This is a genomic window from Sphingomonas sp. BRN-1R (assembly GCF_057748035.1).
The window spans coordinates 2,718,913-2,740,119 of record NZ_CM173236.1; the positions used below are offsets into that span (position 1 = coordinate 2,718,913).

A 21,207-nucleotide genomic window follows, 5' to 3' on the forward strand; every position below is an offset into this window, starting at 1 on the left:
ATGCGCGTCGTCTCCGGCATCCAGCCCACCGGCAACCTCCACCTCGGCAACTATCTCGGCGCGATTCGGCAGTGGGTTGCGCTTCAGGATGCGATGGGGCCGGAAGACACCTGCCTGTTCTTCCTCGCCGATCTTCACGCGCTGTCGCTGCCGGTGGTCGCCGCCGAACTGTACGCCAACCGCATCGAGATGACCGCGACCCTGCTCGCCTGCGGGATCGACCCCGCGCGTTCGGTCCTGTTCAGCCAGGCGCAGGTGCCCGCGCACAGCGAACTCAACTGGTTGCTCAGCGGCACCGCGCGAATGGGCTGGCTCAACCGCATGACCCAGTGGAAGGACAAGGCGGGCAAGAGCGGCGAGACGCAGTCGGTCGCGCTGTTCACCTACCCCGTGCTGCAAGCCGCCGACGTGCTGCTCTACAAGGCGACGCATGTGCCGGTCGGCCACGACCAGAAGCAGCATCTCGAACTGGCGCGCGATATCGCGACCAAGTTCAACACCGATTTCGGCGTCGATCTGTTCCCGCTGCCCGAACCGATGATCTCCAAGGCCGCACCACGCATCATGAGCTTGCGCGACGGATCGGTGAAGATGTCCAAGTCCGATCCGTCCGATGCCTCGCGCATCAACCTGATCGACAGCGACGACGCGATCCTCGCCAAGCTGCGCAAGGCCAAGAGCGACGCGGACGTGCTGCCCGAGACGGTGGCCGGGTTGGAAGGCCGTGCCGAGGCGCTCAACCTCGTCACGATCTACGCCGCGCTGGCCGACGTCGAGCCGCAGGCGGTGCTGGCCGAACACGCCGGCAAGGGCTTCGGCGCGTTCAAGCCGGCGCTGGCGGATCTCGCCATCGCCACGCTCGGGCCGATCCGCGATCGGCTGACCGCGCTGCTCGCCGACCGGCCGGCGGTGGCGCAGGTGCTCGCGGGCGGGGCTGCGAAGGCGATCGCGCTCGGCGCGTCGACGCTGCGCGCCGCGCAGGAGGCGGTCGGACTGCATCTTTAAGCGCCGTACTTGCGGCAGGCGCGCACGCGCACGACATGAACGAGGCATTTGCGGGAACGATCGCGACAACGATCCGTCCTATGCAGATGTCCGTTCAACCGTTATTCATGCCGGAACCGGCATCGTGCACCATCGCTTCTCCCAAGCATGTCGCTTCCAACAAGGTCGTGAAATCATGAAGATGTTTTCTCTCGCTGCCGTTGCGCTCCTCGCGCTCGGCGGTTGCGCGCAGCCGTTCGCGGCAAAGGTGTCGCGCTTTCAGCAACTGCCGCCGACCAGCGGCCAGACGTTCGTGATCCAGTCGGTCGATCCCAACCTGCGCGGCGGGCTGGAGTTCACGCAATATGCCAACATGATCGCCGCCAAGCTCACGCAGCAGGGCTATCGCCCCGCGCAGGGCGGCCCGGCCGAGCTGGTCGTCAAGGTCGCTTATGACGTCGACCATGGCCGCGAACGGACCGTGACGACGCCCGGCTTCGGCGGTGGCTATGGCTACGGCGGCTTTGGTGGTTACGGCGGCTGGGGCGGCCCGCGTTTCGGCTATTACGGCCGCAGCCGCTTCGCCTATGGCTTCAACGATCCGTTCCTGTGGGGCGGCGGCTTCGGCCCGGACGTGTCGAGCTATACCGTCTATACCAGCGAGTTGATGGTGACGATCCAGAAGGCCGACACCGGCGTGCATGTGTTCGAGGGCACCGCCAAGGCGCAGTCGCAGACCGACGACCTGCCCTATCTGGTGCCGCGTCTCGTCGAGGCGATGTTCACCGGCTTCCCCGGCAATTCGGGCGAGACCGTGAAGATCACGATCGCGCCCGAGAAGAAGCGCTGATGTGAGCGGGCGGATCGGGGTGGCTGGCTGAAGCCGCCCCTGCCTTTTCGCGCCGAGCGTAATCGAAGCGTTTGCGCCCTGCCTAGTCCCCGCTTGGGGTTAGATGCTGGTTTGAAATGCGCCGACGGCAAAGCCGTCGGCCGGGTTCGGCGCTTACGCCGACCCGCCGGCCGTGCCGATGGCTGCGGCTTTGCCGCACCGGCCCGCGGCACGCGGGCCTGCCCCCGTCAGTCCTCCGCCGCGATCGTCACCTTCAGTCCATCCAGCGCTTCGCTGAACGGGATCTGGCACGACAGGCGCGAGGTCGCATCGCGGTCGCTCGTCGAATCGAGCAGATCGTCCTCGTCCGCGCTCATCGTCGGCAGTTTGGCGGCGAAATCCGGATCGACATGCACGTGGCAGGTCGCGCACGAACAGCAGCCGCCGCAGAGCGCGAGCAACTCGTCGATGCCGGCATCGCGGATGATCTCCATCACGTTGTGACCGACCTGACCGTCGAGGGCGCGTTCTTCCCCTTCGCGGGTGACGACGATAAGCTTGGGCATAGGTATTCCTCACTCGGGGCGTTTGGTGTCGCCATGCCGCGCCACCCCGGGCAAATCAAGGATAGTGCGATGGGCCTCAGCGCCGAGCAACTCCGCCACGGCCTCGACGCGCTCGGCCGGATCGAACCCGCCTTCGCCGCCGCCGTGGCGCGCGCGGGCTATCCCGAACCGCGCATCCGCGCGCGCGGCTATGCGACGTTGCTGCGCACCATCCTCGGCCAGCAGGTCAGCACGCACGCGGCCGAAAGCGTGTGGCGCAAGCTGGACGCCATCACCGGCGACGCCGCCGATCCCGCGAGCGTCGCCCGGGCAAGCGACGAGCAACTCCGCGAGGCCGGCTTCTCGCGCCAGAAGGCGAGCTATGCACGCAGCCTCGCCGAGGAAGTGACGAGCGGTCGGCTCGATTTCGACGCTTTGCCCGAGGATGACGAGGAGGCGATCGCCGCTCTGGTGCGGATCAAGGGAATCGGTCGCTGGTCGGCGGAAATCTATCTGCTGTTCGCGGAAGGCCGCACCGACATCTGGCCGGCGGGCGATCTCGCCGTACAGATCGAGATCGGCCGCCTGCTCGGCCACGAAACGCGACCGAGCGAGAAGCTGGTGCGCGAGTTGGCCGAGGCGTGGCGGCCGCACCGGGGCGCGCTCGCGATCTTCACGTGGCACCATTACAACAGCGATATGAAGGTGATTTGACTGCCGAGGCGCAGGCGCGCCAGCGCGCCGGTGCGGCAAAGCCGCAGCGCCCGGCATTGCCGGCGGGTCGGTGTACGCGCCGAACCCGGCCGACGGCTTTGCCGGCGGCGAACCCGGACCCGCAAACGGCGCTTTTCGGGCATGCCCCCCGACTTCGCTCGGGACGAACGGGGTGGAGGGGCATGTCCGCCCCAGCGCGCGCACGAACCTAGATGCCACTCCCTCACCGTTCGTGTCGAGCGAAGTCGAGACACAGACCTTGCGCTCCGCCTGCGACTTCGCTCAGGGCGAGGCGACATCGGCAGCAATCTCGGGAATCAGCACCCATGACCAAATGGACGATCGGCATCATCGGCGGCTCGGGCCTCTACGCGATCGAGGGCCTTGAGAACGCCGAGTGGCGCAAGGTCGAGACCCCGTGGGGCGAACCCTCGGACGAACTGCTGTTCGGCTCGATCGGCGACGTCGATCTCGTGTTCCTGCCGCGCCACGGCCGAGGCCACCGGATCAGCCCGTCCGAACTGAACTTCCGCGCCAATATCGACGCGCTGAAGCGCAGCGGCGTGACCGACATCCTCGCCATCTCCTCGATCGGCAGCCTCCAGGAACAGTATGAGCCGGGCAAGTTCGTGATCGTCGACCAGTTCATCGACCGCACCGTTGCCCGGACGTCGAGCTTCTTCGGCACCGGCATGGTCGCGCACGTCTCGATGGCGGAACCCACCTGCCCGCGCCTATCAGGCTTCGCGGCGGAGGCTGTGGCGGCGGCGGGTGGCAAGGTGGCGACCGGCTGCACCTATGTCGCGATGGAAGGGCCGCAATTCTCTAGCCGGGCGGAGAGCCTGCTGTACCGGCAATGGGGCGCCGACGTGATCGGCATGACCGCGATGCCCGAGGCGAAACTCGCGCGCGAGGCGGAGATCCCCTACGCGCTGATCGGCATGGTTACGGACTATGACTGCTGGCGGACAAGCGAGGCGCATGTCGAGGTGAGCGAAGTCATCAAGCAGATGCACGCCAATGGTGAAACCGCGCGCAAGACCGTGTCGGCGTTCGTCGCGGCGCTGCCGGCGGAGCGGGAGGCATCGCCGCTCGACACCGTGCTCGACCACGCGCTCATCACCGCACCCGAGGCGCGCGACCCGGCGCTGCTCGCGAAGCTGGACAAGATCATGGCGCGGGTGTTGGGTCGCTGAAAGACACACGGAGAGACTGACATGGCCGGCATGAGCGCCTTCGACTGGGCGGACCCCTTCTTCCTCGACGATCAGTTGGAGGAGGAGGAGCGGATGATCCGCGACACCGCGCGCGCCTATGTCGACGACAGACTCGCGCCCCGCATCGTCGCTGCGTTCCGCGACGAGCACACCGACCCCGAGATCTTCCGCGAGATGGGCGCGCTCGGGCTGCTCGGCGCGACGGTGCCGGCGGAATATGGCGGCGTCGGCGCGTCCTATGTCGCCTACGGCCTCGTCGCGCGCGAGGTCGAGCGGATCGACTCGGGCTATCGCTCGATGATGTCGGTACAGTCGAGCCTTGTCATGTACCCGATCCTCAGCTTCGGGTCGGAGGAGCAGAAGCGTCGCTACCTCCCCCGCCTCGCCACCGGCGAGCTGATCGGCGCGTTCGGGCTGACCGAGCCCGACGCCGGCTCCGACCCCGCCGGCATGACGACGCGCGCGGTGAAGACCGACGGCGGCTACCGCCTGACGGGCGCGAAGACGTGGATCACCAACGCGCCGATCGCCGACGTGTTCGTGGTGTGGGCGAAGTCCGACGCGCACGGCGGCGCGATCCGCGGCTTCGTGCTGGAACGCGGCATGGCCGGGCTGTCGACGCCCAGAATCGAGAACAAGCTGTCGCTGCGCGCCTCGATCACCGGCGGCATCGTGCTGGAGGATGTCGAGGTCGGCGAGGATGCGATCTTCCCCGACGTATCCGGGCTGAAGGGGCCGTTCGCCTGCCTCAACCGCGCGCGCTACGGGATCAGTTGGGGTGCGCTCGGCGCGGCGGAGTTCTGCTTTCACGCGGCGCGCCAATATGGACTCGATCGCAAGCAGTTCGGCCGGCCGCTCGCGGGAACGCAGCTTTATCAGAAAAAGCTCGCCGACATGGAGACCGAGATCGCGCTCGGACTACAGGCGAGCCTGCGCGTCGGGCGGCTGATGGATCAGGGCCGGTTCGCGCCCGAGATGGTCTCGATCGTCAAGCGCAACAACGTCGGCAAGGCGCTCGACATCGCGCGCGTGGCGCGCGACATGCACGGCGGCAACGGCATTTCGGGCGAATATCAGGTGATGCGCCACCTGATGAACCTCGAAACGGTCAACACCTACGAAGGCGCGCACGACGTGCATGCGCTGATCGTCGGGCGGGCGATCACGGGGATCGCGGCGTTCTAAGCCGACACCGTGCCGGCCGCCCCCCCAACCGTCACCCCAGCGAAAGCTGGGGTCTCCCCGTTGGGAGCGTAACGCCCGCCCCGAAGAGACCCCAGCTTTCGCTGGGGTGACGGATGGAGGCGGTGCGACGAACGCGGCGGATCACCCGAACCGATAGCCCGACACCGTCCAGCCCAGCACCACGTCACGATAGTCGCACACCGCCGGCCCGTCCCCGCCCGAGCCGAGCGCGACCATCAGCGGCAGCAGATGCTCGGCCTCGGGGTGCGCGAAGCGGGCGTGGGGCAGTTCCTCCCAGCGCACGACGCGCTCGGCGCGTGCGACCGGATCGGGGTCGGTCACGGCGGCGGTCAGCGCCGCGTCCCACTGGTCGGCAATCGGCGTCACCTGCGGGCCGCGGGCGCGCAGATTGTGGAAGCTCATGCCCGATCCGACGATCAGCACGCCCTCGTCGCGCAAGGGTGCGAGCGCGCGGCCGATCGCGATGTGCGCGCGCGGGTCGAGATCGTGGCGCAGCGACATCTGCGCGAGCGGAATATCCGCGCCCGGCACCGCCACCATCATCGGAACGAACACACCGTGATCCCACCCGCGCGTCCGCTCCTCGGCTGTCATGAACCCCGCCTCCGCCAGCAACGCCGCCGCACGCCGCGCAAGATCGGGCGCGCCGGGTGCCGGCCATTGCAGATGATAGGTATGTGGCGGGAAGCCATGATAGTCGTAGAGCAGCGGCTGGCCGTCGCCGACATGCACCGTCACGTCGGTCGCCTCCCAATGGCCCGACACGAGCAGGATCGCCCTGGGTCGCTCGGGCAGCGAGGCGATCAGCCCGGCGAGATACGCCTGCATCGCACGCCACATCGGATCGGGCGGGCCGCCGGCCGGGTCCATGAAGAAGCACGGCCCGCCGCCGTGCGGGATGAAGATAGCAGGAAGTGTCATCGCGCGAATATCGCCACGCCTTATAGTCACGACAATCCACGTTCGAGGAAACGGCGCGTTTCGTGAAGCGTTGGGGTGGTCTAGGACAGGATCATGACCCGCTTCACCGTCAACAATCAGCCCGTCCAGTACAAGCTGGACCCCAAGACGCCGCTGCTGTGGGCGCTCCGCGACGCGTCCAACCTGACCGGAGCCAAATACGGCTGCGGCACCGGCGCATGCGGCGCCTGCACGGTCGATATCGACGGCGAGGCGGTGAAATCCTGCCAGACCACGATCGGCGCGATCGAAGGCAGCTTCGTCACCACGATCGAGGGGCTGTCGCGCGACCGCTCGCATCCGGTGCAGCTCGCGTGGCTGGCCAAGAACGTCACGCAATGCGGCTTCTGCATTCCCGGCATGGTAATGGCGGCGGCGGTGTTCCTGAAGAAGAACCGCAATCCCAGCGAAGACGAGATCCGCGCCGCGATCACCAACCTGTGCCGCTGCGGCGTATATCCGCGCGTCGTCGATGCGGTGTTGCAGGCGGCGCGCGTACAGCGTGGCGACGAGAATGTCGAAGCGGGTGCGCCGCCCGGCACATCGCCCGAAGATGCCGCCAAACGCGTGCCGGCACTGGCACCCGAGAGGAGATGAATTCTTTCGGATTGCTGTCACGCCAGTTCAGACAAGGATCAGCGCGAAAGGTCCATAACGATCTCATCGGCCGCGAATCGCTCGACGGCCCGGAGGAGGATTTCCCGATGCGTACCCATCTGCTTGCCGCGATCATGGCCGCGTCCGCGCTGGTGCCGGCGGCGGCGTTCGCGCAGGACCATCGCGAGTGGCACGGCGGCGGCCAGCGCGGCGACGGCGGTCAGCGCCAGCCCGCCGCTCAGGCGCAGCCGCAAGCCCAGCCGCAGGCGCAGGCCCCACAGAACCAGGGTCGCGTCCAGGCGCGCGGCAACGACGGCTACAACCGTCCGCAATATCAGGGCGGACGCGGCTATCAGGGCGGCGCTCCCGGCGTGAACGCGCAAGCGCCGCGCACGCAGGGGTTCGAAGGCCGCGGCGGCGACGGGCGCGGCTGGCAGGGCGGCGATCGCGGCGCCCAGCAGCGGCCGGATTGGCAAGGTGGCGACCGCGGCGCCCAGCAGCGGCCGGATTGGCAAGGTGGCGACCGCGGCGCCCAGCAGCGGCCGGATTGGCAAGGTGGCGACCGCGGGCGGCCCGGCACTCCGGGCTGGCAGGGCGGCAACCGCGAGCAGCCCCGCGCCGGCGATCCCGGCCGGCAGAACGACCCGCGCCGCGACGATCGTGGCGGCTGGCAGAGCCGGGGCGACGGGCGCGGACCCGATGGCTATCGCGGGCCGGGCGGCGGCGATCGTGGCGGCGACTGGAACCGCAACAATGGTCGCCCCGGTGGCTGGAACGGCGGCGGCAATGCCGGGCGCGACTGGAATCGCGATTGGCGGCGCGACAACCGTTACAATTACAACGTCTATCGCAATAGCAACCGCAACCTGTACCACCTGCCCCGCTACTATGCGCCGTCGGGCTGGGGCTATGGCTATCGCCGCTTCGGCATCGGGCTGACGCTCGATTCGATCCTGTACAGCCAGAGCTACTGGATCGACGATGCCGATTACTATCGGCTGCCGCCGGCCTACGGCCCGTACCGCTGGGTGCGCTATTACAACGATGCGTTGCTGGTCGACATCTACACCGGCCGCGTGGTCGACACGGTGTACGACATCTTCTGGTAAGCCGATGCCTGAGGCCGGACGAGCGCATCGTCCGGCCTCTTGTCTTTTGCCGGCGGCTCGGCTGAAAAGCGCAGGCCATGTTCTTCCGCAAAAAACCGTCCAATGCTTCGCCCGTGCGCCAGTTCTATGGCGAAGCGGTCTCGCAGCGGCTCAGCAACACCCCCGCGATCACGCGCGCCAAGAGCGACGCGATCCAGTTGTTCTACCACCCCGACTTCCTGAACGCGGATCAGTGCGCGCGGTTGTGCGCCATGATCGACAGCAATCGCCGCCCCTCGACCGTGCTGACCACCGCCGATCCCGATTACCGCACCAGCGAAAGCTGCGACATGGATCGCTGGTCGCCCGACGTGCGGCCGACCGACGAGGCGATCGCCGCGCTGCTCGGTCTCGATCCGCTCCACGGTGAGACCATGCAGGGCCAGCGGTACGCGCCCGGCCAGCAGTTCCGCGCGCATTGCGATTGGTTCAGCGAGGATCAGCCCTATTGGCCGGCGATGCAGCAATGCGGCGGGCAGCGGACGTGGACGGCGATGATCTACCTCAACGACGTGGAGGAAGGCGGCTCGACCTGGTTCCCGCTCGCTGGCTTGCGCGTCAACCCCAAGCCGGGCCTGCTGCTCGCATGGAACAACATGAACCCCGACGGCAGCCCCAACGACAAGGCGCTGCATGAGGGGGTCGCGGTGATGAAGGGCACGAAGTACATCGTGACCAAGTGGTTTCGTGAGGGCAACTGGATACAGGGGTGATGCCATCGCCTCCCCTGCCCGATTCGCGCCGACCGACTAGGCCCGCGCCACCTGGAAACCGGCGAAGCTCTGCCGCACCGGCATCAGTTCCAGCGTGTTGATGTTGAGGTGCGGCGGCAGCGTCGCCACCCATGCGATCGTCGCGGCGATGTCCTCCGCCGTCATCGGCTCGGCGCCGCCATAGAGCGTGTCGGACGCGGCCTGATTGCCGCCGGTGCGGATCAGCGTGAACTCGGTTTCGACCATTCCCGGCTCGATCGAGGTCACGCGCACGCCCGTGCCGGCGAGATCGGAACGCAGCCCGAGGCTGAACTGGTGGACGAACGCCTTGGTGCCGCCATAGACGTTCGCGCCAGTGTACGGATATGTCGCCGCGACCGACGACAGGTTGATGATCGCCCCCTTGCGCGCGACCAGCCCCGGCAGCAGCCGGTGCGTCACGGTGGTGAGCGCGGTGACGTTGGTGTCGATCATCGTGCGCCAGTCGTCGAGCTTCGCCTCGTGCGCGGGCGCCGTGCCGAGCGCGAGGCCGGCATTGTTGACGAGCAGATCGATCGCATCGAACGGCGCAGGCAGGCCGCTGACCGCCGCCTCGAACGCGTCCTCATCACGCACGTCGAACGCGGCGACGTGGACGAGATCGCCTACCTCCGCCGCGAGCGCCTCAAGCCGGTCGGCGCGCCGGCCGGTCGCGACGACGTGCCAGCCCGCGCTCGCCAGTTCGCGCACCGTGGCAGCGCCGATGCCCGAGGTGGCGCCGGTGATGAAGGCGGTTGGCATCGACAGGTCTCCTTGAGGTTGCTTGGCCCCCATGTCGCGGGCGGGCGGCGGATTGCAACCCCTCCCCACGCGCAACCGACCGCGACACAGCCGGTCCCCGACCTGTGCCGGGGACCAGCCGCCTAGAACAGCAGCTTGCGCACCGACACGCGCACCGTCCGCCCCAGCGGGTTGAGATAGCCCGGCTGGTAGCTGACCGGCGTCACGCCCTGCGCGTCTGTCACCGTCTGGCGCGTGTCGAACAGGTTGGTGACGGCGAACGCCACGCGCATGCCGCGTACCCACGGATGCGCGCGCACCAGCTTCAGTTGCTGGCCGAGATCGGCGAACAGCCGCAGGTTGAGCGTGCCCAGCGCGGAGAAGTGCAGCGGATCGGGATCGGCGGTGGTGCCGCCGGTCACGTCGGTCGCGCTCTGCCAGTCGGCGGAGAGGCGCGCGCCGAAACCGTTGTTGCTGTAGCCCGCCTGCGCCTCGATCTCGTGCCGCGGCTGCCCACCGCCCGAGCCGATCGTATCGCCGCGCAGCAGGTTCAGCGACGGGCCGCCCTCCGCCACCAGCACGCGATCGGTGAAGTGCCAGGTGTGATAGACCGCGAACTGGAGGCGTCCGCCCGCCTGCCCGCCGCGCCCGCCGCCGCCGGGGCCCCCGCCACTGCCTCCGCCACCGGGGCCACCACCGAAGCCGCCGCTGCGCGGGCCGTCGCCGCCGCCCGGTGGCGGGCCGCCGTCAGGGCCGCCCGGCCGCCGCCCACCCGGCGGGAACAGCCCTTCGAGCGGGTTCGGCCCCTTGCCCGCACGGAACGCCTCGAACGCCTTCTGGATGTGCGACTTGAGCCGGATCGACACGTTCACGCCCCAGCGCAGTTCGGAGCGGCTCTGCTCCGCGAAGTTGATCGGCCGCGAATCGACCTGCAACAGATTGCCGTCCCCGTCGCGCAGGAAGCGCTGCGGAAAGACGCTCTCGATCGCCGCGGTCGCGCCGGGGAAGGCGACCGTGGGGTTTTCGGTTCGAACCGAGATGTAATTGGCGGTGAGGCTGATGTCCTTCGCCGCCCAGGGCTTGAGCGTGGCCTCCAGCTTCTTGGTATGCGTGGTGTCGGCAACCAGAGCGCGGTTGCCGCCGCTGATCGAGGTGACGGTCGCGTTGGTGCCGGTGACGTAATCGAAGATGCGCACGTTGGGCGTGACGATGCTCGGGTTGCCGAGTTGCTGCGCGGTCGGCGCGTCGTCCTGATCGGTCGCCGAGGCGAGGATGCGCAACGCCGGCACCGGTGCCCAGTTCAGGCCGTAACCGACCGTCGTCAGCGTGCCGAAGTCCGAGAGATGATCGACCGCGAGGTTCACGTTGGCGGACAGCGCGCCGATCGCGCCCAGCACCTGCTTGGAGCGGCTGGTCAGCGGCAGGTCGAGGTTGATCTGGCCGTTGACGATATCGCGCTGGACATTGCCGGCCTGCTCGACGTTCGAGCGGTACGAACGGCTGTCGAAGCTGTTGGTCTGCGCGCCGACGCGGATCGAGGTCGAGACCAGCCCGGCCGGCAGCTTGAACAGCGATCCGCTGAACAACGCGTCCGCACCGCCGGTCTGCGCGGTCGAGTAGCCACGGTTGACCGGCAGCGGCGTGAGTTGGCCGGCAAGCGAGCCGTACGGGTTCGCGGTGCGGTCACCGGCGTTGATCCGCGCCTGGAAGCCGGAAGCATCGACGCCGATGTCGGTGAAGGTCTCGCTCTCGGTGCGGTCGTACGTGCCTGTCACGGACCATTGCCACTTGGCGAGCGTGCCGTTCAGCGTCGTGCCGAAATGGGTGATGACGCTTGAGTTTTCCTGCCGCAGCGGCTGGTAGCCCTCTCCAACCGTGCGGTTGAGCACCACGTTCTGCGAGAAGGGCGAAAACGCGCTGCCGGCGGGCAATGTCAGCGCAACACTCGGCAAACCGACGAGGCCGCGGCTGTCGGTCACTTCCAGCCGCCCGTTCACCGTTGCGGCGATGGTGTTGAAGATCGAGGTCGCATAGACGGTGTTGGCCGCGAAATCGCGGCTCGACGGCACCAGCGTGCGATACGGGCTCTGGTCGGTCTGGTTGCCGGCGGCGGTGGCGAAATCGCCGAGCGTCGGGTTGGCAGTGGCAGCGGTTCCCGGCAGGTTCGCCGTCGTGGCGGTGCCGAGCGCGGGATCGATGAGGCCCGAAGGATTGGCCGCGCTGACCACGCCCCGCACCTGATTGGCGGTGGTCGAGCTGATATCGCGCTCGGCCTCGGTCAGCGCCGAGCTTGCCTTGTACGACAGGTGGACGTTGGCGCGCTTGCCCGACTGGATCTTGAGCAGATCGGCCTCGATGCCGGGCGTGTTGCTGCCGCCCTCGGTCGGCACGGTATCGGCGAGTTCGGTGGTGAGCGCGCGGAAGCGGCGGCGCAGCACGATGTTCACCACGCGCTGATCGGCACGGTAGCCGTATTTCAGCGCGACCTCCTCGGGCAGGATTTCCGCGCGCAGGATCGCCTCGGTCGGGATGTCGCGGATTTCGGCGAAGCTGGAGATGCGCTTGCCGTCGAGCAGCACCACCGGCGCGCCGCCGCTGCCGCGATCGCTGCGCGTCTGCGGGGCGAGTTCGTTCAGCAGGTCGGAGATCGAGCTGACCCCGTAGGAGCGGATATCCGCCGGGGAGAGCGTCTGTTCGGGCGGAATGTCGCCGACCACCGAGCCGGGCGGCTTCACCCCCTGCACGACGATATCGGCCGGATCTTCAGCCTCCTCGCTCGGTGCGGACGGGCGCGCGCGGACGGGCGGTGCATCCTGCGCGAACGCGATCGTCGCGGTGCTCGCAAGCGCGACGAACAGGACGACGGACGTGCGGCGCATGAAGAGATCCCCCGGATGTGACGAGGCGCAGATGCCAGCAATGTGTCGCAAGATTATGCCAGTTCGGCCCGACCTTCGCTTATCGCGCGTCGCAGCCGGTGGTGCGCGACGACCAGCTCGCGTTGGCGATTTTCCACGCGCCGCCTTCGCGGATCAGGTCGAAATGGTCGACGCCGCAATGCTGCACCTTGCCGTTCACCCGGAACGTATAGGGCGCCCACACCATCGCGATATCGCCGTCGCTCTCGATCGCGGGATCGCTGATCCGCTCGTCGGAGCCGGGGGCGAGCCGCGCCGCCACCTCCGCCCAGCTTCGCCGCGTGATCGTGCGGGTGCCGTCCGGGTTCTCGACCGCATAGGTCGCGCCGCCGTCGGGCCGCGTCACCGCCGCGATCGCCTTGGCGTCGTTCGCGGCGATGCCGGCGAGGAAGGCCTTGACCGGCGCCATCACCGCGCCGGTATCCGCCTCCTCGAACGGCACCGGGTTGGCGGGCGGCAGCTTGTCGGACGCGCGCGTCTGGCCGGCGAGCAGGAGGGCGGCGAGGATCAGGCTCATGAAGGTCTCCGGATGGTCAGGCGGGCAGCATCGCCTTCAGCGGCACGTCGGCATCGGCGAGCAGCGCGGGATCGACGCCCGCCCCCGCCAGCACCAGCGCGCGGCCCTGCACATAGTCCCTGGTGGCGTTGACGCAATCGAGCGCGATCATCCGGCCCGCCTTCAGATAGATCACCGAGAAGCTGCGGCTCTCCGGCGCGCCGCGCACCACCACCGCATCATAGCCGATCGACAGGCCCACGGTCTGGAGCCGCAGGTCGAACTGGTTCGACCAGAACCACGGCACCGCATCATAGGCGACCGTCTCACCCAGGATGGTCTTGGCAGCGATCGTCGCCTGATCGTTGGCGTTCTGCACCGATTCGAGCCGGATCGTCGCGCCCTCGGCAAAGCGGTTGGCGTGCGCCGCGCAGTCGCCGATCGCGAACACGTCGGGCAGGCTGGTACGGCAATGCCCGTCGACCGCGACGCCGTTGCCGCCCTCCGCCCCGGCGGCAAGCAGCGGCTCGACCGCGGGCACGATGCCGATGCCGACGATCACCATGTCGGCAGGCAGGATCGCCCCGCTCGCCAGCCGCACGCCCGATGCCGCGCCGTCCGTCTCCTCGATGCAATCGACGCCGACCGAGAGGTGGACATCGATGCCGTGCGCGCGGTGCTCGGTTTCGTAGAAGCGCGACAGCGGCTCGCCCGCGACGCGCGCGAGCACGCGCTCCTGCGCCTCCAGCACCGTCACATGCTTGCCGAACTTGGATAGCACCGCCGCCGCCTCCAGCCCGATATAGCCGCCGCCGACCACCACGACGCGCTCCACCTGCGGCAGTTCGCGCATCAGTTGATCGACGTCGGCGCGGGTGCGCACCGCATGCACGCCGCGCAGCGAATGTCCGGCGCAGCTCAGCCGACGCGGCCGCCCGCCCGTCGCCCAGATCAGCTTGCCATATCCGATCACCGCGCCCGCCGCCGTCTCGACAGTGCGCGCCTCAGGATCGACCCGGGTGACGGTCGAGCCGAGCAGCATCGTCACCTCCCGCTCCTCCCAGAAAGCGGGCTGGCGGATCATGATCCGCTCGAAGCTCTTGTCGCGGGCGAGATACTCCTTGGAGAGCGGCGGGCGTTCGTAGGGCAGCTCGGGCTCGTCACCAATCATCGCGATCGTACCCGCGAACTTGCCCTGTCGCAGCGCGATCGCCGCCTGTGCGCCGCCGTGCCCTGCGCCGACGATCACGACATCATAGCTGTTCAAGCCATCCTCCATCCACGCTTCGCGGGCTGTGCCCGCTCGCGCCATCATTGTCGAGATGGCGTGCCGCGCGGGTTCGGCGTAGGATGGCGGCATGAGCGAAGACCGATTCGAACGCCACCGCCAGCCCTGGACCACCGACGAAATCCAGAAGCTGCACACCCTGGCGAAAAAGGGCATGGCGCTGAAGGCGATCGCCAAGGCATTGAAGCGCAGCGAGGAATCTACCAAGGACCGCGCCAAGGCGGACGGCTTGTCGATCGCGAAGCTGCGATAAGCCCGAAACGGGCATGTTGCACTGCAAAATAAAGCTATTAAAGCTGCTGTGTTCGCCCGGTATCCGGGCCTCGGCGGCGGCGCATGCGACTAGCACGGCGACGACGATCGGACGGGACGGTTGGCCCGATGGAGAAACGATGACGCTCGCCCAGTTCCGCCCGCCCGTCCTGACCAAGCCCGCCTCTCTCCTCCCCGCTCTCGCCCTGCTGTGCACGGTGGCGCTCGCGGGGTGTTCCGGGTCTGGCGGGCAATCGGGCGGTGGTGCCGGCGGCAAGGGCAAAGGTCAGAAAGGTCCGCCCGAGGTCGGCTATATCGTCGCCAAGCTGAGCAGCGTGCCGATCGTCACCGAACTGGCCGGCCGCACCTCCGCCTATGAAAGCTCGGACGTGCGCCCGCAGGTTTCCGGCGTGATCTATAAACGGTTCTTCAAGGAAGGCGCGCTCGTCCATCAGGGGCAGCCGCTCTACGAGATCGATCCCAGCCTGTACCGCGCCTCCACCAGTCAGGCGCAGGCCAATCTGCTGAGCGCGCAGGCGAACGCCGAATCGACCCGCATCAAGGCGGATCGCTACAAGCCGCTCGCCGCGATCGAGGCGGTCGCCAAGCAGGACTATACCGACGCCGAGGCCGCGGCGAAGCAGGCCGCCGCCACCGTCGCGCAGCAGCGCGCCGCGCTTCAGACCGCGAAGATCAACCTGCGCTTCACCACCGTGCCCGCGCCGATCACCGGTCGGATCGGCCGATCGCTGTTCACCGCCGGCGCACTCGTCACCTCGGGGCAGACCGATCCGCTGGCGACGATCCAGCGGCTCGACCCGATCTACGTCGATATCCAGCAGTCGAGCAGCGATTTGCTGCGCCTGCGCCGCGCGCTCGCCTCCGGCGGCGCGGTGCCGACCACCGCGGTCGTCACGCTGAAACTTGAGGACGGCACCGATTACGGCACCAAGGGCAAGGTCGAATTCTCCGAAGTCGTGGTCGATCAGACCACCGGCACGGTGACGGTGCGCGCGGTGTTCCCTAACCCGCAGGGGCTGCTGCTGCCCGGCATGTTCGTCCGCGCGAGCTTCGCGCAGTCGATCGACAACAATGCGATTCTCGTGCCCCAGCCGGCCGTGGCCCGCACCGCCAAGGGCGATGCCACCGTGTTCGTGCTCAACGGCAACAAGGCGGTGCTGCGCGACGTGACCGCCACGCGTACGGTCGGCAGCGACTGGGTCGTCACCAGCGGCCTCAAACCGGGTGACAAGGTGATCGTGGAAGGGGTCGGCAAGACCAAGCCCGACATGACGGTGAAGCCGGTCGCGGCCGGCTCCGCGCAGACGATCCAGGCGCCGAAGAAGAAGCCCGCCGGCAACGGCGCGCAGGGCTGACGGCCCGTGCTCTCGCGCATCTTCATCGACCGGCCGATCTTCGCCTGGGTCATCGCGATCATCATCATGCTCGCCGGCATTGGCGCGATCTATTCGCTGCCGATCGAGCAATATCCCGATGTCGCGCCGCCGACCGTAAACATCCGCGCGACTTATCCCGGCGCATCGTCCGCCACGCTGGAGAACAGCGTGACGCAGGTGATCGAGCAGCAGCTCACCGGGATCGACGGGTTGCTCTACTTCCAGTCGAGTTCCACCTCGCGCGGGCAGGTGACGATCACCGTCACCTTCCAGAAGGGCACCGATCCGGACATCGCGCAGGTGCAGGTCCAGAACAAGGTGCAGCAGTCGGTGTCGCGCCTGCCGCAACAGGTGCAGCAGCAGGGCCTGACCGTCACCAAATCCAACCCGGACTTCCTGATGGTCGCGGCGGTGTACGACAAGTCGGACCGCACCACCAATCAGGACGTGTCGGACTATCTCGTCTCCAACATGCAGGAGGCGATCGGCCGGCTGAAGGGGGTCGGCGACACCAACGTGTTCGGCTCGCAATATGCGATGCGGATCTGGCTCAACCCCGACAAGCTCGCCAGCTACAGCCTGATGCCGAGCGACGTCATCACCGCGATCACCGCGCAGAACGCCGAAGTCGCGGCGGGCGAGGTCGGCGGCGCGCCCAATCCGCCGACGCAGGTTCTCGACGCGACCGTTACCGCGCAAAGCCGCCTCCAGACGCCCGCGCAGTTCCGCGAGATCGTCGTCAAGACGCAGACCGATGGCTCTGCGGTACGGATCCGCGATGTCGGCACGGTCGAGCTGGGCGCGGAATCCTACGGCATCATCAGCCGCTACAACGGGCACCCCGGCGCAGGCATCGCGATCAGCCTCGCGCCGGGTGCCGATGCCATGTCCACCGCCGAGCTGGTGAAGAACGAGTTCGAGCATCAGGCTAAGGGCTTCCCGCACGGCTATGCCTACGCGTTCCCGCAGGATTCGACCCAGTTCATCAAGCTGTCGGTCGAGGAAGTGGTCTGGACGCTGATCGAGGCGATCATCCTCGTCGTCATCGTGATGTTCGTGTTCCTGCAAAGCTGGCGCGCGACGCTGATCCCGACGATCGCGGTGCCGGTAGTGCTGCTCGGCACGTTCGGCATCTTCGCGGTGGCGGGCTTTTCGATCAACACGCTGACGCTGTTCGGTCTCGTGCTGGCGATCGGCCTGCTCGTCGACGACGCGATCGTCGTGGTCGAGAACGTCGAGCGCCTGATGGACGAAGACCCCGATCTCGACCCGCGCGAGGCGACGATCCGCTCGATGGACGAGATCACCGTCGCGCTGGTCGCGATCGCGCTGGTGCTGTCGGCGGTGTTCCTGCCGATGGCGTTCTTCGGCGGATCGACCGGCGTGATCTACAAGCAGTTCTCGGTCACGATCGTGTCGGCGATGGTGCTGTCGGTGGTGGTCGCGCTGGTGCTGACCCCGGCGCTCACCGCCACCCTCCTCAAGCGCAAGAGCGAGGAGAAGCAGGACGGTTGGATCGCGCGCAAGACGCAAGGCGCCAAGGACTGGTTCAACACCGGTTTCGACAAGACGATCGACCGCTACGGCAGGGGCGTGCAATATACGATCGACCGTAAGTGGCCGTTTCTGCTCATCTATGTGGCTGTGGTCGCGCTGCTGGCGTTCATGTTCGTGCGCCTGCCCACCGGCTTCCTGCCGGTCGAGGATCAGGGTGTCGCGCAGATCCAGTACAACCTCGCCCCCGGCGCGACGCTCAACAGCACCACGCGCGCGCAAAGCTCGATCGAGAAGTACTTCCTCACGCAGGAGAAGAACAACGTCGAGGGGCTGCTCACCGTTGCCGGCACCGCGGGCAACGGTGGCGGCGGGCAGAATGCGGGGCGCGGCTTCGTCGCGTTCAAGGATTGGTCGCTCCGCAAGGGCAGCGTCAACGGCGCCGCCGCGATCACCCAGCGCGCCACCGGTGCGCTCGGCGGCCTGCGCGACGTCGAATTCTACGCGACCCAGCCGCCCGCCGTGCGCGGGCTCGGCCAGTCGAACGGCTTCACGCTCGAACTACAGAATACCGGTGGCCTCAGCCGCGTCGACTTCAAGGCCGCGCGCGACAAGCTGCTCGCCGCTGCGCGCGCCGACAGCCGGCTGGCGGCGGTGCGCCCGACCGAACTCGATGATCAGCCCACGCTCAAGGTGGACGTCGATCCGCTCAAGCTAAGTGCGCTCGGGCTGAGCCAGTCGAGCGTCAACGCCACGCTGTCGACCGCCTGGGGCGGCTCCTACGTCAACGATTTCAACGATCGTGGCCGCGTGAAGCGCGTGTACGTGCAGGGCCAGGCCGATTACCGCTCCCGCCCCGAGGACATCGCCAGATGGTACGTGCGCGGCACGACGGGCACGATGGCGCCGTTCTCCTCCTTCGCGACGACGAGCTGGAACACCGCGCCGAACTCGCTGTCGCGCTTCCAGGGCCTGTCCTCCTATGAAATCTCTGGTCAGGCGGCACCGGGGCAAAGCTCGGGCGACGCGATGAACGTGATGACCGAGCTGGCCGCCAAGATCCCGGGCACCAGCGTCGCATGGAGCGGCCTGTCCTATCAGGAGCGACTGTCGACCGGTCAGGCGCCGTTCCTGTACGGCATCTCGCTGCTGGTCGTGTTCCTGTGCCTCGCCGCTTTGTACGAAAGCTGGTCGATCCCGTTCGCGGTGCTGCTCGTCATCCCGCTCGGGCTGATCGGCGCGATCTTCGCGGTGACGCTGCGCGGGCTTCAGAACGACGTGTACCTTCAGATCGGGCTGCTGACGACCATGGGCCTCGCCTCCAAGAATGCCATCCTTATGATCGAATTCGCCGAACAGGCCGAACGCGAGGGCAAACGCGTGATCGAAGCGGCACTCGAAGCCGCACGCATCCGTCTGCGGCCGATCCTGATGACCAGCTTCGCGTTCATCTTCGGCGTGTTGCCGCTGGCGATCTCGACCGGCGCAGGCGCGAACAGCCGCGTCGCGATCGGCACCGCCGTGATCGGCGGGATGCTGACCGCGACGATCCTCGCGATCTTCTACATCCCGCTGTTCTTCGTGCTGGTGCGGCGCGGGGTGCGCGACGGGCTGAAGGCGGTGAAGCATCGTCTCCACCACGATACGCCGAGTGAGGGCGCGGCATGATGCGCCGGCTTCCCTCCCTGCTCGCGCTCACCGTGCTTGGCGGGTGTACGATGACGCCCAAATACGTCCGGTCGGCGCCGCCGGTGCCGCTGTCGTGGCCGACCGGCGACGCCTATCTGCGCCAGACCGAAGCGACGCTGCCGAGCGTCAGCTACGCGGACATCTTCCGCGATCCGCGCCTCCAGAAGATCATCGCGCAGGCGCTTGCCAACAATCGCGATCTGCGCGTGGCCGCCGCCAACATCGCGGTCGCGCGAGCGACCTACCACATCCAGCGCGCCGAGCTGTTCCCGGAGATCGGCGCGACCGGCAGCTATTCGCGGCGAAGGACCAGTTCGGCGGGCGGCAACACCACTGGCACAAGCGGCACCACCACCGGCGATACCGGAACCGGCGGCACGGGTACGGGCACGGGCACGGGCAGCGTCGTCTCCACCACCACGACGGCGGGCGGCACGACCAACAGCTTCTCCGCCAACGTCGGCATTACCGCGTTCGAGATCGACCTGTTCGGCCGCGTCCGCGCGCTGAGCGAGGCCGCGCAGAACCGCTATTTTGAAACGGAGGCGACCGCGCGCGCCACCCGCCTGACGCTGATCGGCGACATCGCCACCGGCTGGCTTACCTACGCTTCGGACAAGAGCCTGCTTCGTATCGCCGAACAGACCGCCGAGATCGCGCAGAAAAGCGTCGCGCTCACCCGCCAGCGGCTGACCGGCGGCATCGCGCCGCGCACCGATCTCGCGCAGGCGCAGATCACCTTGCAGACCGCTCTGTCCGACCTCGCCGAGCAGCGGACGGCGGTGGCGCAGGACGTCAACGCACTGCAACTGCTGGTCGGCGCGACCGTCGATCCGGCGCTGCTGCCCGAGGGGATAGAGCAGGCCGGCACCACCGTCGCCGAACTGCCCGCAGGGCTCGATTCGCGCGTGTTGCTGCGCCGCCCCGACGTAGTGGAGGCCGAGTATGAGCTACGCGCCACCAACGCCGAGATCGGCGCGGCGCGCGCGGCGTTGTTCCCGACCATCTCGCTGACGGCGCTGACCGGCTTCGCTTCGAGCGCGCTGTCAAACCTGTTCACCGGCGGCGCCTTCACCTACTCCATCGCGCCGAGCGTGAACTATCCGATCTTCCGCGCCGGTGCCGCGCGTGCCGGGGTCGCTCAGTCGCAGGCGCAACGCGACGCCGCGCTCGCCACGTACGAAAAGACGATCCAGACCGCGTTCCGCGAAGTTTCAGACGCGCTCGCGCGGCGCGGCACGATCGCCGATCAGGAGCGTGCGCAACAGGCTCTCACCGCCGCCTCGCGTGAGAATTTCGATCTGTCGAACGCGCGCTATCGGGGCGGGATCGACACGTATCTGGCGAGCCTGACCGCGCAACAATCCTTCTACTCGGCGCAGCGCACGCTGGTATCCACGCAGCTGACCGCGGCGACGAACCTCGTCACGCTCTACCGCACGCTGGGTGGCGACGCGACGCTGGAGGTCGCGCCCGACGACAAGCGGCCTGCACCAGCGGCCGCACGGTAAGCGGTTCCCGGGCGCGCCGGGGACCGCTGACCTTATTCGCCGCCCTTTTGCGGCGTCACGACGTCGCGGCCGAACTTCATGATGAGTTCGCCGATCTCGCGCGCCTGAGTGACCGAGCGGCTGCTCTGTTCGCGAAGGAAGTCGCCCTGGATCTTCATCACTTGCGACAGATCCTTCGCCTCCGCGACCGCGCGCATCGCCGCGAACGCCTCGCGCGTGTTGGCTTCGGCCTGGTCGAGCATGCGCATGCCGAGGTTCGATCCGCCCTCGACGAACTTCATCCCCGCCTTGCGCGCCGGATCGGCGACGGTCTCGTCGAAGCTCTGCTTGGCCTTGCTGGCGAACTCGTTGATATCGACCACCTGACGGGCTCCTTCTCTCTGGGACGCCGGATTTCCCCGGCGGGGATCGGCTCTGCGGCCGAAAACGCGGGGCTGGCGCCCGTCGTTCCTTGTCGCCGAGCATAAGGCCGCAGCCATCGTCCGGCAAC

Annotated in this window: 19 protein-coding genes; 12 read left to right on the forward strand and 7 right to left on the reverse strand. The window is 67.9% G+C overall.

The annotated features are described in order from the left end of the window. Together trpS and AC3ANX_RS12560 are read left to right on the forward strand one after the other, a co-directional pair. Positions 1–1,005, forward strand: a complete 1,005-nt coding sequence (gene trpS, locus AC3ANX_RS12555; protein ID WP_488333614.1) for a tryptophan--tRNA ligase — start codon at positions 1–3, stop codon at positions 1,003–1,005. A gap of 175 nt (positions 1,006–1,180) precedes the next feature. Continuing rightward, on the forward strand, positions 1,181–1,834 hold the full coding sequence (locus AC3ANX_RS12560; RefSeq protein WP_488333615.1) for a DUF4136 domain-containing protein: 654 nt from the start codon (positions 1,181–1,183) through the stop codon (positions 1,832–1,834). Positions 1,835–2,061: 227 nt separating this feature from the next. Here the strand turns inward: AC3ANX_RS12560 and AC3ANX_RS12565 are convergent, their stop codons facing one another. After that, positions 2,062–2,379 carry a 2Fe-2S iron-sulfur cluster-binding protein gene (locus tag AC3ANX_RS12565; RefSeq protein WP_488333616.1) on the reverse strand — a complete coding sequence of 106 codons (318 nt, stop codon included), beginning with the start codon at positions 2,377–2,379 and terminating at the stop codon, positions 2,062–2,064. Positions 2,380–2,448: 69 nt separating this feature from the next. Between AC3ANX_RS12565 and AC3ANX_RS12570 the strand changes: the two genes are divergently transcribed. The 3 genes from AC3ANX_RS12570 to AC3ANX_RS12580 all read left to right on the forward strand — a co-directional run bounded on the left by AC3ANX_RS12570 (position 2,449) and on the right by AC3ANX_RS12580 (position 5,474). Continuing rightward, the gene (locus AC3ANX_RS12570) at positions 2,449–3,072 is read left to right on the forward strand and encodes a DNA-3-methyladenine glycosylase family protein (protein ID WP_488333617.1); all 624 of its coding nucleotides are present in this window, start codon (positions 2,449–2,451) and stop codon (positions 3,070–3,072) included. 326 nt (positions 3,073–3,398) lie between these two features. Next, positions 3,399–4,268, forward strand: a complete 870-nt coding sequence (locus AC3ANX_RS12575) for an S-methyl-5'-thioadenosine phosphorylase (RefSeq protein ID WP_488333618.1) — start codon at positions 3,399–3,401, stop codon at positions 4,266–4,268. Between the two features lie 21 nt (positions 4,269–4,289). Then, complete coding sequence (locus AC3ANX_RS12580) at positions 4,290–5,474, forward strand: acyl-CoA dehydrogenase (protein ID WP_488333619.1); 1,185 nt, start codon at positions 4,290–4,292, stop codon at positions 5,472–5,474. 141 nt (positions 5,475–5,615) lie between these two features. Here the strand turns inward: AC3ANX_RS12580 and AC3ANX_RS12585 are convergent, their stop codons facing one another. Further along, the gene (locus AC3ANX_RS12585) at positions 5,616–6,416 is read right to left on the reverse strand and encodes a DODA-type extradiol aromatic ring-opening family dioxygenase (RefSeq protein ID WP_488333620.1); all 801 of its coding nucleotides are present in this window, start codon (positions 6,414–6,416) and stop codon (positions 5,616–5,618) included. A 93-nt stretch (positions 6,417–6,509) separates the two neighbouring features. Between AC3ANX_RS12585 and AC3ANX_RS12590 the strand changes: the two genes are divergently transcribed. The 3 genes from AC3ANX_RS12590 to AC3ANX_RS12600 all read left to right on the forward strand — a co-directional run bounded on the left by AC3ANX_RS12590 (position 6,510) and on the right by AC3ANX_RS12600 (position 8,913). Beyond that, a complete protein-coding gene (locus AC3ANX_RS12590; protein ID WP_488333621.1) occupies positions 6,510–7,052 on the forward strand; it encodes a (2Fe-2S)-binding protein in 543 nt (180 codons plus the stop codon). A gap of 107 nt (positions 7,053–7,159) precedes the next feature. Then, positions 7,160–8,161 carry an RcnB family protein gene (locus AC3ANX_RS12595; protein WP_488333622.1) on the forward strand — a complete coding sequence of 334 codons (1,002 nt, stop codon included), beginning with the start codon at positions 7,160–7,162 and terminating at the stop codon, positions 8,159–8,161. A 77-nt stretch (positions 8,162–8,238) separates the two neighbouring features. Continuing rightward, entirely contained in the window at positions 8,239–8,913 is a 675-nt protein-coding gene (locus tag AC3ANX_RS12600; protein WP_488333623.1) for a prolyl hydroxylase family protein, read from the forward strand. Positions 8,914–8,949: 36 nt separating this feature from the next. Here AC3ANX_RS12600 and AC3ANX_RS12605 read toward each other — a convergent pair whose 3' ends face one another. The 4 genes from AC3ANX_RS12605 to AC3ANX_RS12620 form a co-directional block, all read right to left on the reverse strand. Beyond that, positions 8,950–9,693: an SDR family NAD(P)-dependent oxidoreductase gene (locus tag AC3ANX_RS12605; RefSeq protein WP_488333624.1), complete on the reverse strand. Its 744-nt coding sequence runs from the start codon at positions 9,691–9,693 to the stop codon at positions 8,950–8,952. Positions 9,694–9,815: 122 nt separating this feature from the next. After that, complete coding sequence (locus AC3ANX_RS12610; RefSeq protein WP_488333625.1) at positions 9,816–12,551, reverse strand: TonB-dependent receptor; 2,736 nt, start codon at positions 12,549–12,551, stop codon at positions 9,816–9,818. A gap of 79 nt (positions 12,552–12,630) precedes the next feature. Next, positions 12,631–13,107, reverse strand: a complete 477-nt coding sequence (locus AC3ANX_RS12615) for a nuclear transport factor 2 family protein (RefSeq protein WP_488333626.1) — start codon at positions 13,105–13,107, stop codon at positions 12,631–12,633. Positions 13,108–13,123: 16 nt separating this feature from the next. Continuing rightward, complete coding sequence (locus tag AC3ANX_RS12620; protein WP_488333627.1) at positions 13,124–14,353, reverse strand: NAD(P)/FAD-dependent oxidoreductase; 1,230 nt, start codon at positions 14,351–14,353, stop codon at positions 13,124–13,126. Between the two features lie 91 nt (positions 14,354–14,444). On the opposite strand from AC3ANX_RS12620, the gene AC3ANX_RS12625 reads away from it, so the two are divergent. From AC3ANX_RS12625 to AC3ANX_RS12640, 4 genes are all read left to right on the forward strand, one after another. Beyond that, positions 14,445–14,627 carry a hypothetical protein gene (locus tag AC3ANX_RS12625; RefSeq protein ID WP_069207285.1) on the forward strand — a complete coding sequence of 61 codons (183 nt, stop codon included), beginning with the start codon at positions 14,445–14,447 and terminating at the stop codon, positions 14,625–14,627. A gap of 139 nt (positions 14,628–14,766) precedes the next feature. Continuing rightward, complete coding sequence (locus tag AC3ANX_RS12630; protein WP_488333628.1) at positions 14,767–16,002, forward strand: efflux RND transporter periplasmic adaptor subunit; 1,236 nt, start codon at positions 14,767–14,769, stop codon at positions 16,000–16,002. A gap of 6 nt (positions 16,003–16,008) precedes the next feature. Then, positions 16,009–19,185 carry an efflux RND transporter permease subunit gene (locus AC3ANX_RS12635; RefSeq protein WP_488333629.1) on the forward strand — a complete coding sequence of 1,059 codons (3,177 nt, stop codon included), beginning with the start codon at positions 16,009–16,011 and terminating at the stop codon, positions 19,183–19,185. Further along, positions 19,182–20,717: an efflux transporter outer membrane subunit gene (locus tag AC3ANX_RS12640; RefSeq protein ID WP_488333630.1), complete on the forward strand. Its 1,536-nt coding sequence runs from the start codon at positions 19,182–19,184 to the stop codon at positions 20,715–20,717. Before AC3ANX_RS12635 ends, AC3ANX_RS12640 begins: the two co-directional genes overlap by 4 nt. A gap of 32 nt (positions 20,718–20,749) precedes the next feature. Here AC3ANX_RS12640 and AC3ANX_RS12645 read toward each other — a convergent pair whose 3' ends face one another. Then, the gene (locus tag AC3ANX_RS12645; RefSeq protein ID WP_488333631.1) at positions 20,750–21,079 is read right to left on the reverse strand and encodes a phasin family protein; all 330 of its coding nucleotides are present in this window, start codon (positions 21,077–21,079) and stop codon (positions 20,750–20,752) included. Positions 21,080–21,207: the final 128 nt, after the last annotated feature.

Coding starts and splice junctions, on each gene's coding strand:
- AC3ANX_RS12595 (WP_488333622.1), top strand. CDS start 7,160: ATGCGTACCCATCTGCTTGCCGCGATCATGGCCGCGTCCGCGCTGGTG.
- AC3ANX_RS12585 (WP_488333620.1), bottom strand. CDS start 6,416: ATGACACTTCCTGCTATCTTCATCCCGCACGGCGGCGGGCCGTGCTTC.
- AC3ANX_RS12565 (WP_488333616.1), bottom strand. CDS start 2,379: ATGCCCAAGCTTATCGTCGTCACCCGCGAAGGGGAAGAACGCGCCCTC.
- AC3ANX_RS12590 (WP_488333621.1), top strand. CDS start 6,510: ATGACCCGCTTCACCGTCAACAATCAGCCCGTCCAGTACAAGCTGGAC.
- AC3ANX_RS12580 (WP_488333619.1), top strand. CDS start 4,290: ATGGCCGGCATGAGCGCCTTCGACTGGGCGGACCCCTTCTTCCTCGAC.
- AC3ANX_RS12625 (WP_069207285.1), top strand. CDS start 14,445: ATGAGCGAAGACCGATTCGAACGCCACCGCCAGCCCTGGACCACCGAC.
- trpS (WP_488333614.1), top strand. CDS start 1: ATGCGCGTCGTCTCCGGCATCCAGCCCACCGGCAACCTCCACCTCGGC.
- AC3ANX_RS12630 (WP_488333628.1), top strand. CDS start 14,767: ATGACGCTCGCCCAGTTCCGCCCGCCCGTCCTGACCAAGCCCGCCTCT.
- AC3ANX_RS12560 (WP_488333615.1), top strand. CDS start 1,181: ATGAAGATGTTTTCTCTCGCTGCCGTTGCGCTCCTCGCGCTCGGCGGT.
- AC3ANX_RS12575 (WP_488333618.1), top strand. CDS start 3,399: ATGACCAAATGGACGATCGGCATCATCGGCGGCTCGGGCCTCTACGCG.
- AC3ANX_RS12600 (WP_488333623.1), top strand. CDS start 8,239: ATGTTCTTCCGCAAAAAACCGTCCAATGCTTCGCCCGTGCGCCAGTTC.
- AC3ANX_RS12640 (WP_488333630.1), top strand. CDS start 19,182: ATGATGCGCCGGCTTCCCTCCCTGCTCGCGCTCACCGTGCTTGGCGGG.
- AC3ANX_RS12615 (WP_488333626.1), bottom strand. CDS start 13,107: ATGAGCCTGATCCTCGCCGCCCTCCTGCTCGCCGGCCAGACGCGCGCG.
- AC3ANX_RS12610 (WP_488333625.1), bottom strand. CDS start 12,551: ATGCGCCGCACGTCCGTCGTCCTGTTCGTCGCGCTTGCGAGCACCGCG.
- AC3ANX_RS12605 (WP_488333624.1), bottom strand. CDS start 9,693: ATGCCAACCGCCTTCATCACCGGCGCCACCTCGGGCATCGGCGCTGCC.
- AC3ANX_RS12570 (WP_488333617.1), top strand. CDS start 2,449: ATGGGCCTCAGCGCCGAGCAACTCCGCCACGGCCTCGACGCGCTCGGC.